Genomic DNA, 10,933 nt, shown 5'->3' with positions numbered 1-10,933 from the left:
GACCCCAACCTCGCAGGAACCCTTGGTAGGACATCTCGAATTGAACCCGGTCGAACACCCTGTGGGACGCGGATTGCGCATCGGTCTCGCAGCCGACAATGGCGAATGGCATCGCGGGCGCCTGCTTGGCGCCCTGCGCGCCTGCGGCATCGAGCCGGTGCTGTTTTCCCTGGCTGATGTGGCCATGGTCACCGGCGGGGGCGAGCCGTTGCGCATTCCCGGCTTCGAGGGGGAATTGCCGGATGGGGTGCTGCTGCGCACCATATCGGGCGGCACCTTCGAGGCGACCACCCTGCGGCTCGGCGTGCTGCATGCCCTGGTCGCCGCGGGCGTGGTGGTGTGGAACGACCCCCGCGCCATCGAGCGCTGCGTCGACAAATCGATGACCAGCCTGCTGATCGCCAGGGCCGGCCTGCCGACGCCGGATACCTTCGTGGTGTCGAGCCGGGAGGCGGCGATGGACATCGTGCGGCGCGAGGCCAAGCCGGGCGTGCCGTTGGTTCTCAAGCCCCTGTTCGGCTCCCAGGGCGAGGGCCTGCGCCTGATCGGCATACCGGACGATCTTCCCCAACTCGAGGAGGTGGCGCGGGTTTATTATCTGCAGCGTTTCGTGCGCCGGAACGTCGAGGGCTGGCGGGACTATCGCGTCTTCGTCTGCGACGGTCGCGTGGTGGCAGCCATGGCGCGCGAGGGCGATGGCTGGATCACCAATGTCCACCAGGGAGGGCGCCCATCGCCCTGGCGGATGCCGGAGGAGGCTGCGGACCTTGCCCTGAGGGCGGCGCAGGCAGTCGATGTATCCTATTGCGGGGTCGACCTCATCGAGGATGATCGCGGCCGCTTCCTGCTCCTCGAGGTCAACAGCATGCCGTCCTGGTCCGGCCTGCAGAGCATCGTCGACGTCGATATCAGCGAGGCCGTCGTCCGTGCCTTCCTGAAGGCCGTCTACGCCGCCCACCGTCCGGCAATGGTGGCCGTGTCATGAACTATCACCGCCCCAGCCTCGATCTTGCCGGTGCCTATCGGGACGCCTGCCTCGCCGAACTCCGGGCCCTGAAGCCCGGCAATGTGCATGTCTTCGCCGATATCGGCGAGACCAAGGTCGCCGATTTCGAGGCGAGCGCGGTGGCCTCCGCACCCTGGATCGGCCAACCGGGCGCCAGCGTCGGGGCTCGTATCCTCGCTGCCATCCGGGCGACGCGCGAGGCCATAGGCTGGAACACCAATCTGGGTATCGTGCTGCTTTGTGCGCCGCTTGCTGCGGCCGCCGAGGCGGGGGGAGACTTGCGTGCGGCGCTTGCCTCGATCTTGTCGGGACTCGACAGGATCGATGCGCGCGATGCTTTCGAGGCGATCCGCCTGGCTTCGCCCGGCGGGCTGGGAAGCGCCGATCGCCACGATGTCCACGAAGCGCCGACCGTGACCTTGCGCGAAGCGATGGGTGAAGCCGCCGGGCGCGACCGCATTGCCCGGGCCTATCTCACCGATTTCGAGGATGTCTTCGAGACGGGCCTGCCGGCGCTCCGGCAGGCACAAGCGGCGGGCCTCGACGAGCCCTGGTGTACCACGTCGGTGCACATGGCGTTCCTGTCGCGTTTTGCCGATACGCATATCGAGCGCCGCCGCGGCCGCGAGCAGGCCGAAGCCGTGCGGGCGCGCGCCGCCGAAATCATCGAGGCGGGTCCACCAGGCCCGGCCTCGCTCGCAACCTTGCTGGCATTCGATGCCGAACTGAAGAAAGGAGATCTCAACCCCGGAACTTCCGCCGACTTCACCGTGGCGACATTGTTTGCCGCCGCGATCATGCGCCTTCCGGCCGCGGGCACCTGAACGGATGCTTGCTGGTGACGGAATGCGCGATTACGCTCATAAAGCTATCTGGCCAACCGGTTCGGCGCCGTGTCGAACGCTGCAAACAAGGATAGATGGCTCGGCCGCCGCTCCAAGGGATCGGGGCCTTTGTTCTCGCAGGGAGGACTATCGAATATGGCAAAGATCAACAAGGTTTTGATCGGCGAATCTCTTGTCGGCGACGGCAATGAAGTCGCTCATATCGACCTGATCATGGGTCCTCGCGGCTCGGCCGCGGAGACGGCGTTCTGCAACGCCCTCACCAACAACAAAGACGGCTTCACCTCGCTTCTGGCGGTGATCGCCCCAAACCTGCAATGCAAGCCCAACACCTTGCTGTTCAACAAGGTGACGATCAAGGGCGCCAAGCAAGCGGTGCAGATGTTCGGTCCGGCCCAGCACGCCGTGGCGCGTGCGGTGCAGGACAGCGTCGCCGACGGTACCATTCCCGCCGACGAGGCCGACGACATCTTCATCAGCGTGGGTGTCTTCATCCACTGGCTGGCGGACGACGACGCCAAGATCCAGAAATACAACTACGAAGCGACCAAGCAGGCGATAGAACGCGCCGTCAATGGCTGGCCGAGCGCGGCCGAAGCCACCAGCAAGCGCGAGCAGGTCAAGCACCCCTTCGCCGCATAGATCGGGGACAGCCCTGGGCAGGAGCCGCCTGCTGCGCCCATGCCTGCAGGCCTGCTTCAGCGGCTGGCTGCCATCTTTCTCGGACGCTGAAACTTCGCCGGAGGAACCCAGTTTCTCCGGCGAGCCCCAATGCGCTTCACCCAAGCGTTGCCGGTAGGGCGCGGGAAACGAGGAGTGTCAGCCTCACAGCTCCATCAATTGATGGAGCGAGGCTGACACCCTGGAAACCAAGCGTTTGCCAGCACGCAAGATGTCAGCCGGAGGCTGACATTCCGAATACAGCCTCACAGGCGCCCGTCATGCAGGGCAGAAGCGACGAGAATGCCGGACACGCCGATTTCGGCGAGGGCGGCAAGATCGCCCTTGTCCCGCAGGCCACCGGCGGCATAGAGCCTGCAACGGGCCGGAGCCTGCCGACGAAGCGTGGACAGCCTTTCGAGATCAGGGCCGCTGCCCATGCCCACGCGCCCCAGCGTCATGACGATCACCCGTTCCGGCCAGATCGAGGGCGTGGCGAGGATCGCGTCCGGGCCGACATAGTCGTCGCCGCGAAAATCCAGCGACAGTACGGCTTGACCGGCCAGGTCCCGCACGAGCCTGTCGTCGCTCTGGCTCTCCGAGCCGAGCACCGGAAGGCCGAGCCCTTCCTCCAGGAAGGCTTCCGCTTGCGAGCGGGTGGCAATGCCGGCATCGACCCACAGGCGTACCGCCGGAAAGGCGGCGGCGAGACGCCGGAGACTTGTGGTATCGCGCCCGCGTCCCTCGATACCATCGAGATCGGCGACGTAGAGTTGGGGGGACGGGGCGACCTTGAGCAGGCCGGTGGCGACGTCGACCGGATCAGCCGTGGGGCTGAGCGGCGTGATGATCGGCTGGTAATGAGCCCGGTCTCCGGCCTTGGCCCGCACCACCGATCCGTGGCGGAGATCGATGACCGGCACGATCTCGACGCCGGGGCTTGCGCCCGGAGCGGCATGGGCTTTGTCCTGTCGATCCGGTGCGGGCATGATGACGACTCGAAAGCGGCGTTGCCCCTTTGTGGCACGGCGCCTTGAATGGTGGAAGCAACAGGCCGTGAAAGTGATCGGTATGGATTCGACTGCGTATGATGATCCGGGGCTCGCCACGAACGACCTGGTGCTGGGCTGGGATCTCGGGGGCGTGCATGTCAAGGTTGCCGCCGTGGCACAAGGCCGGCTCAAGGCGGTGAGGCAGGAACCCTACCAGATCAGGCAGGGGCTTGCAGTGCTCGACGGAGCCTTCGCCGCCCTGCCGGCCTGGGCGCGCGAGGCGCGCCACCATGCGGTGACCATGACCGGTGAGCTCAGCGCTCTGTTCGACGATCGCGCCGCCGGCGTCGCGGCGCTGACCGACTGGGCCACCCGGCATTGCCAGGGCGAGATCGCCATCTATGGCGGACGGGCGGGTTTCCTGCCTCCCCATCGCGCGGCTGCCCATGCAGTGGATGTCGCCTCGGCCAACTGGCATGCGACCGCGGCCTTCGTTGCTTCCCGCCTGCCGAATGCCCTGCTGGTCGACATCGGCTCAACCACCTCCGATCTCATCCCGATCGAGGAAGGCAGGATCACGGGCGTCGGCTATACGGATGCTGAAAGACTGGCATCGGGCGAACTCGTCTATGCCGGCGTCGTGCGCACGCCTTTGATGTCGCTCGCCGAAAGACTGCCCTTCCAGGGGCAGGACGTCACGCTGGTCGCCGAGCATTTCGCCACCATTGCCGATGTCCATCGCCTGCTCGGCACATTGCCCGAGGAGGCCGACCAGCACGACACGGCCGATGGCCGCGACAAGAGCCTCGCCTCCACGCGGACAAGGCTCGCACGCGTCGTCGGCCAGGACGCGGGCGACGCGCCCGATCATGTCTGGAACGAACTGGCGGCTCATTTCGCCGAACTGCAACTGCGCCGCCTGCACGATGCCGCCGCACGTATCCTGTCGCGCCGCAAAGGCACGGCGCGCCCGCCGGTGGTGGGCTGCGGCGTCGGCCGCTTCGTGGTGCAGGCGTTGGCGGCCCGCATAGGCCTCACCTATCACGATCTTGCCGATCTGGTGCCGGGCGCCGAGGGGGCGGAGAGCTACTGGGCCTCCTCCTGCGCGCCGGCGGTGTCGCTCGCACTGCTCGCGGCCGATCAGGTTTCGGATGCAGCTCGGGGCTGAAGCACGTTGTCATCCCCGGCGAGCCACATCGTGGCGAGGGAAGGGGATCCAGGGGCCATAATTGGAGTTTTTCAGCCCCTGGATTCTCTTCCCCTCGCTATGCTCGGCCGGGAATGACAGAACTGTTTTGGGTCCGGAGGGCGCGTCTCAGCCGGATGAGCCAGCCGGTGTCGGCCCGGCCAGGATCTTTTCCTCGATCCACTGCCAGGCTTCCAGCTCGGCCTCGCCGGCCGTCTTGCCGATGGCGATGCGAAGGTAATCCACTTCGGTGCGGATCTTGTCGGGGCTGAGCATGTGCAGCCTCGTCGACAGGATGGCCGCTTCCAGCACGGCCGCCTGGGCGCGATTATAGCCGAGGAAGGGCTGATGCAGGCCCCGATGTACGACGCGGCAGCGAAAACGGGGCCTGGCCTCGTCGGGAACCACGGCTTCGACCGCAAGCTCCATATGGGCGAAGGCCTCGGCCAGCCTGACGCCCTCGATCCGCTCGCACGGGAGGGTCGCCCAGCCGCGCCGCCCGGTGACACAGCCGGCGATCACCCTGACGTCGACCGGGGCCGCGGCGGCAAGGAAGGGATGGCGTTCCAGATTGGCGATGGTCGGCGAGGGGCGGAAGGGCGCGACCACATAGTGCTCGCCTTCCTCGATCAGGCCGAAGGGCACCAGATGGGCGCTGCCGTCGGCATTGAGCGTGGTGACGATGGTTTCGAGAATGCGCGGCATCATTCGTTCCTCTACGCGACAACCCACTTTCGTGGCGCGCCAATTCTTTACCCTCCCCTGGTGGGGTCGACCATTCCTCTCGGAATGGTCTGGGGTCGACACGAAGTGTCGGGGTGGGGTGAGAAACGCAGCGCTTGCCGAAGAAAACCGCATATTCCTACGAGAAAGTCACCCCACCCCGGCCTTGTCAGGCCGACCCTCCCCTTCCAGGGGAGGGTAGAGAATCGGCTCTCCTCATTTTTTTGTTTCCTTGCGGCCGGCCAGCGTATGGCCGGGCGCCTTGAAGCCGGTGGCGTCTTCGCTTGGCCTGTCCGCGGCGCAGCCGAAATCGAGCGGCTCATCCTGGGCATAGCGCTTGCCGAGTCGCCAGGCGGTCTCCGCCTTGGCCAGTTCCGTGCCGAGATAGAAGGCATGGGCGGCATCGCCGGCGACATCGAGCTCGGGATAGAAGGCCAGGGCATCCGTGCCGCGGGCATGGATGGCGCGGTTATAGGCGTGGATGCCGTCATCGCTGACCTCGATGCGGAAATTGGCATCGCGCACTGCCTGCGCATTCTGCTCCACCTGTTCCGGCGAACTCACCACCGGCCGCTTGTCATGGAGAGCGAGCAGGGCCGAGCCATAGCCTTTGGGCAGGGAACCATCGGCCTTGGCCGCGAACATCAGCCGGCGCGCGGCGTCGTGCTCCTGCAGCGTGCGGCGGGTGTGGGCGCTGACCTGCACCACCAGCACCTGGCGGATGGCGAGTTCCGAACAGATCCCCATCAAGAGGGCGGTGAGGCCCAGGCTGTCGGCTTCGGTCAGCTCCGTAAGATTGCCGGTTCCCATCAATATTTCGGCCTGCGGTTTCAGGCGCCGGAACTCGACATAGCGTGCGAGCGAGGCGGCAAAGCCGAAATGGATGGGATCGAGCACGGGATCGGCGATATAGGGTCGGCCCTCCTGCTCCATGCGCTCGACCGCCCGTAGCAGCGAGGCGAGATCGCTGGGCTCGACCGGCACCAGCACCGGGACCGCCTGCGTCCCCAGGGCAAGATCGAGCGTGTGTTCGTTGAGGCTCAGCAGGAAATCGGCGCCGGCCTCTGCGCCTCGCCTGAGTTCGGCGGGCGCGGCGCTGTCGACGCTGACCTTGAAGCCGTGATGCTTGAGCAGCCTGATGCTGTCTTCGAGATGCGGGAAGGGCGTGTCGGGCAGTGCGCCGAGGTCGATGACATCAGCGCCCTTGGCAGCCATGGCGCGGGCGCGTTCCAGCACTTGCTCGGGCGAAAGCTGGGAGGCGTCGACGATCTCGGAAAAGATGGTGACGTCGTGGCTCGAGAGGTCGGGCGGATGGCCGCCCCGGCCGAGAAAGGCCGGCAGGTCTGCGATCTCGTCGGGGCCGCGCTGCACGGGAATGCCGAAATGGCCGGAAAGGGCTTCGAGATCGGCCCGGCAACGGCCGGGCAACAAGACGCGCGTGATGCCCTCGGGCAGGGTGACGCGCCGGCGGATGATCTCCTCCGTCATCAGGGCAGCGACCTTGACGCCGGCATCGAGGATCAGCCAGTCGAAGGAAACCGGGCCCAGAGCCGTCATCGTGCGTTCGAGCCTCACGCGGCTGAGATGGCCGGTGATCAGGGCGAGATGGTCACGCATTTCAGCCTTTCCAGCACCGCCTGGCGCAGGCTCTCATAGGTCTCGACCACCGTCGTCGCCTCGAATTCCTTGAGCTTTTCGACATTGTCGAGGTCGATGCGCCTTGGATAGACCTTGACCATGCCGGAGGGGGCCTGCGTCTCCATCTCCGGTGCCGTGTCGCAGGCAAACACGATCGAGGGGATGCGGCATTTGCCGGCCTGCGCATAGACATTGGTGGCGAGCGTGTCGGAGATGCCGAAAACGCATTTGGCCACGGTGTTCGAGGTCGCCGGCGCCACCACCAGCGTATGGTAGTCGCCGTGATAGAAGGCACCGACCGGGGCGGCGCTGGCCGTGGTGTCCTTGATCAGCCGCGTGCCCTTGGGCAACGCCTCGAACTGCTTGCGATACATGCGGATCACCTCAGCTGCGGCGCGGGTGACGAAGAGGTCGCAATCCCCCACTTCACGAATCAGCTCCAGGCATTCGGTGAAGTAATGCCCGGAGCCGGTGAGGGCCCAGGCCAGGCGTGGTTGTGCAGGACGCCGGCTCATGAGGCCTCGCAGGGAACGGGAAACAGCGCGGCAAGCCTGTCGTCGCTGGAAGGACCCGCTACCACGATGGAACCGGTGAACCGGGCCGCGTAGCGGGGAAAATGGGCGTCGACGATATTGGCCGCCGCCAAGGCGGCGGGGGTCGATTCGGCGGGGACGTCGACAGACTTGACCAGAATGAGCCTGTTGGCCCTCAGTTCGGCCGCCAGCCAGGCCGCCAGGCTGTCCGACGTCACCGCCCAGCTCTCGGCGATATCGGGATGTCCCGCACGCAGTTCGGCGGGATGCCAGATCGGGAGCCTGCCCTCCCCCAGAGCTGTCGTAACGTCAGCCCTGCTTCCCACCGCTGTCAGGCGCGGATGGCGGGTGGCCAGCACTTCGGCCAGGTGCGTCATGGCATCGAGGGCGAGGCGATGGGCGAGGATGTCGTCGAAGGGCATGGCCGCCTGGACCTGGCGCACCGCATCGGCAAAGGGGCCACCGCCGGCGACCAGTACCAGTGGTGTCTCGATTTCGCTGGCGAGTTGTCCGAGCAGCCGCTCGAGGCGGGCCGAGCCGCACAGGCTGCCGCCGATCTTGACCACGGTCAGGCTCATGCAGCCTGCTCGCCGTGCCGGACTGCCTGAAGGCGGCGAGCCACGCGGCCGATGGCCTGCGGGTCGAGCTGGCCGCGGCGATCGCCGGCCAGGCAGAGCCCGCCGCGGAAACCGAGATAGTCGGGGCCGAGGACGGCGAGCGGGTCGATGTCCTCGATGCGCAGGGAGCCGGCAAGCCCTGACATCAGGCCGAGCTGGCGACAGCCCGCCACAAAGGAGCTGAGCTGGTCCATCGTCAGCAGGTCGGGCAGGCGGATCCCCCTTTTTTGGCTCGTATCCAGCATGGCACCGACAAAACCGGCTTCATGCAGCGCGGCTGTGAGGGACAGCGGCGGGTTCTCATCGGCGAACAGGACCGCGATGAAGCGGCCATGCCCGGCAAGCCGCCGGCCGAGCGCAGCGACGCTGGCAGGCTGGGCCATCGTCCGGCCGAGGCCGAGCTTGACGAAGGTGACGCCGGTGGTGGCGATCGCCAGGGCACTGTCGGCAAGGCGCTCGACATCGTCGTCGTCGCCGGCAACGGCACTGGTAATGGTGTCCTCGGGCAGGCCGGCCTGAATGCTGCGGATAGTGGCAAGCGGCAGGGCGCCCAGGGCGCCGGCCTCCGGATCCTTGGCATCGATGAGATCGGCCCCCTGCGCAAGGGCGAGCCCAGCTTCGGCGCTGTCGACGACACTGACAAGCAAACGGGTCACGATGCGCTCTTCCTCTTTATGTCCCACAATGCCCTCATGGGCGTTCGGCGGCAACCATGCGATTTTTCACCGCGCCTGCCGCGCCTCTTCCTGCAACTGGCCCAGAACGAAGTCCGTGGCGTGCTGCCAGGCCTCATTCGTGTCGCCGCGGAAGCTGATCTGCCGGAAGAAGATGCGCTTGCCGTCCTTGGCGTCGAAAACGCCAACCCAGATCGCCGAGATCAGGGTGCTGGTCTTGTGCACGGCTCCGGTCAGGATGAAATCCGCACCGGCCTTGCGTGCTTCTCCCAGCAGGCAATCCTGGTCGTTGCCGGCACAGGCGATGATTCCCGGCGTGGCCGGAACGATTCGGTAGAAGCCGCCCGCCTGCAGCCGGTCGGTCAGGCGGGTCGACATCGCCTTCAGCCGGTCGGCATGGGCTTCCTTCTGGTCGGATGCCTCGCCGGACGTGTCGAGATAGCCGAAGGGCAGGGCGAGCAGGGCCTTACCGGCCTCGCTGGCGCGGGCCGGCACGGGGTGCACAAGGGCCGCTGCCAGCAGGACAAGCATTGCCACGCCCGTCTGCTGCAGCTGGCCGCGATGTCTTCCGATCCAATACTTCAGGCTGCGCCGGCGCGTTCCTGCAATCAGGGACATCCATTCAAGCACAGTGGTCCCTTCGCAACTAAGAATATTCTATGAAAGCATGTCAGTTCACGTTCTAGTAAAAATTGCCATGAACATGAAGGCCAGTACAGACTGTATTCGGCTTATAAATTCCTTAGGTATATTAAGTTGACGTTCTTCAATTGCAATGCGTAAGCTTGCTGATGTTCAGGCACGCAGAGGCCTGCGCGTTCGGGAGCGAAATGTGTTACCGGCTGCGAGTTCAAAAAGCCTGTCCAGCCTGATGGCAGCCTTGCTGTGCGCCTTTGTGGCCATGCTGTCCTGCGGCACGGCAAGGGCGGCCGAACCGCTTGAGGTCCGCATCGGGGTCATTACCCACAAGGCACCGCCGCCCGCGCTCTACGAACTCGATCCCACGCCGGAAGACGAGGCCGCGGCCGGTGCGGGGCTTGCCATCGACGACAACAACACCACAGGCCGCTTTTCCGGCCAGCGCTATGTGCTGGATCAGGTCGTGCTGGACAAGGGCCAGTCGCCGGTGGAATCGGCCGTCAAATTGGCCGATGCGGGGGCGAAATTCCTGGTCGTCGCCCTGACGGCGGACGAACTCCTCGCCGTCGCCGATGCCCTCAAGGGACGGCCGGTGGTGGTGTTCAACGCTGCCGCGCAGGACGACCAGCTGCGCGGCGCCGATTGCCGCGCCAATGTGTTCCACGTTCCGCCGAGCCGCGCCATGCTGACCGATGCGCTGGTGCAGTATCTGGCGACCAAGCGTTGGATGAAGCTCTTCCTCACCTACGGGCCTACCGCGGCGGACAAGCTCTATGCCGACGCGCTCAAGCAGTCGGCCAAGAAGTTCGGGCTTACCCTCGTAGCCGAGAAGGCCTGGGAATTCGGTCCGCTCGCCCGCGCCCGCAGCGACAGCATCACCCAGTCGGATGCCTTGGTGTTCAGCCGCGGCGTCGACTACGACATCATGCTGGTGGCCGATGAGGAGGCCGATTTCGGCGACTATCTCAGCTATCGCACCTGGGACCCCAAGGTCATCGCCGGTACGCAGGGCCTGATCGCGACCTCCTGGCACCGCGCCCAGGATGCCTGGGGCTCGGCGCAGCTGCAGAGCCGCTTCTTCAAGCGGGCCAAGCGGACCATGCGGCCGATCGACTATCAGGCCTGGGTCGCGGTACGTGCGGTGGGGGAAGCCGTGACGCGGACCAAGTCGGCAGATCCGGCGGCGATCTCGACCTTCCTCGTCGATCCGAAATTCCAGCTGGCCGCCTTCAAGGGCGTACCGGTGAATTTTCGCGGTTGGGACCACCAGCTGCGCCAGCCGGTGCTGATTGCCCAGCCGATGGCGATCGTTTCGGTGTCGCCGCAGCCCGGTTACCTGCATCAGCGCAGCGTGCTCGATACGCTCGGCGCCGATCAGCCCGAAAGCCAATGTCATTTGCCGTGAACGCGCTGCGGGGAT

The 10,933-nt window shown here is 65.9% G+C and carries 12 protein-coding genes; 5 read left to right on the top strand and 7 right to left on the bottom strand.

What is annotated here, in order from left to right:
• Nucleotides 1–73: 73 nt before the first annotated feature.
• The 3 genes from ABXS05_RS18290 (at nt 74) to fae (ending at nt 2,493) form a co-directional block, all read left to right on the top strand.
• Nucleotides 74–985, top strand: a complete 912-nt coding sequence (locus ABXS05_RS18290) for an ATP-grasp domain-containing protein (protein WP_367625119.1) — start codon at nt 74–76, stop codon at nt 983–985.
• A complete protein-coding gene (locus tag ABXS05_RS18285) occupies nt 982–1,830 on the top strand; it encodes a triphosphoribosyl-dephospho-CoA synthase (protein ID WP_367624935.1) in 849 nt (282 codons plus the stop codon). Before ABXS05_RS18290 ends, ABXS05_RS18285 begins: the two co-directional genes overlap by 4 nt.
• Nucleotides 1,831–1,986: 156 nt before the next feature.
• Nucleotides 1,987–2,493 carry a formaldehyde-activating enzyme gene (gene fae / locus ABXS05_RS18280; protein WP_311940534.1) on the top strand — a complete coding sequence of 169 codons (507 nt, stop codon included), beginning with the start codon at nt 1,987–1,989 and terminating at the stop codon, nt 2,491–2,493.
• A 284-nt stretch (nt 2,494–2,777) separates the two neighbouring features.
• Here the strand turns inward: fae and ABXS05_RS18275 are convergent, their stop codons facing one another.
• Nucleotides 2,778–3,500, bottom strand: coding sequence for a HisA/HisF-related TIM barrel protein (locus ABXS05_RS18275; RefSeq protein ID WP_367624934.1), 723 nt, complete (start codon nt 3,498–3,500; stop codon nt 2,778–2,780).
• Nucleotides 3,501–3,582: 82 nt separating this feature from the next.
• On the opposite strand from ABXS05_RS18275, the gene ABXS05_RS18270 reads away from it, so the two are divergent.
• Nucleotides 3,583–4,671: a hydantoinase/oxoprolinase family protein gene (locus ABXS05_RS18270; protein ID WP_367624933.1), complete on the top strand. Its 1,089-nt coding sequence runs from the start codon at nt 3,583–3,585 to the stop codon at nt 4,669–4,671.
• Between the two features lie 147 nt (nt 4,672–4,818).
• Here ABXS05_RS18270 and ABXS05_RS18265 read toward each other — a convergent pair whose 3' ends face one another.
• The 6 genes from ABXS05_RS18265 to ABXS05_RS18240 form a co-directional block, all read right to left on the bottom strand.
• Complete coding sequence (locus ABXS05_RS18265; protein ID WP_367624932.1) at nt 4,819–5,394, bottom strand: DUF447 domain-containing protein; 576 nt, start codon at nt 5,392–5,394, stop codon at nt 4,819–4,821.
• A 234-nt stretch (nt 5,395–5,628) separates the two neighbouring features.
• On the bottom strand, nt 5,629–7,029 hold the full coding sequence (locus ABXS05_RS18260; protein WP_367624931.1) for a DUF6513 domain-containing protein: 1,401 nt from the start codon (nt 7,027–7,029) through the stop codon (nt 5,629–5,631).
• Nucleotides 7,008–7,565 (bottom strand): flavoprotein, encoded by a 558-nt coding sequence (locus ABXS05_RS18255; RefSeq protein WP_367624930.1) that lies wholly within the window; start codon nt 7,563–7,565, stop codon nt 7,008–7,010. The genes ABXS05_RS18260 and ABXS05_RS18255 overlap by 22 nt, the downstream gene beginning before the upstream one ends.
• Nucleotides 7,562–8,161, bottom strand: coding sequence for an amino acid kinase family protein (locus tag ABXS05_RS18250; RefSeq protein ID WP_367624929.1), 600 nt, complete (start codon nt 8,159–8,161; stop codon nt 7,562–7,564). Before ABXS05_RS18250 ends, ABXS05_RS18255 begins: the two co-directional genes overlap by 4 nt.
• Nucleotides 8,158–8,856, bottom strand: a complete 699-nt coding sequence (locus ABXS05_RS18245; RefSeq protein WP_367624928.1) for a (5-formylfuran-3-yl)methyl phosphate synthase — start codon at nt 8,854–8,856, stop codon at nt 8,158–8,160. Before ABXS05_RS18245 ends, ABXS05_RS18250 begins: the two co-directional genes overlap by 4 nt.
• 66 nt (nt 8,857–8,922) lie before the next feature.
• Nucleotides 8,923–9,405, bottom strand: coding sequence for a DUF2380 domain-containing protein (locus tag ABXS05_RS18240; RefSeq protein WP_367625118.1), 483 nt, complete (start codon nt 9,403–9,405; stop codon nt 8,923–8,925).
• Between the two features lie 301 nt (nt 9,406–9,706).
• On the opposite strand from ABXS05_RS18240, the gene ABXS05_RS18235 reads away from it, so the two are divergent.
• A complete protein-coding gene (locus ABXS05_RS18235; protein WP_367624927.1) occupies nt 9,707–10,918 on the top strand; it encodes an ABC transporter substrate-binding protein in 1,212 nt (403 codons plus the stop codon).
• Nucleotides 10,919–10,933 lie beyond the last annotated feature (15 nt).

Origin of the sequence: Labrys neptuniae (genome assembly GCF_040797145.1) — a bacterium.
GTDB classification, from domain to species: Bacteria; Pseudomonadota; Alphaproteobacteria; order Rhizobiales; family Labraceae; genus Labrys; species Labrys neptuniae.
The sequence above is the reverse complement of the archived record's forward strand: the minus strand, read 5'-3'. Positions and strand labels throughout refer to the sequence as shown.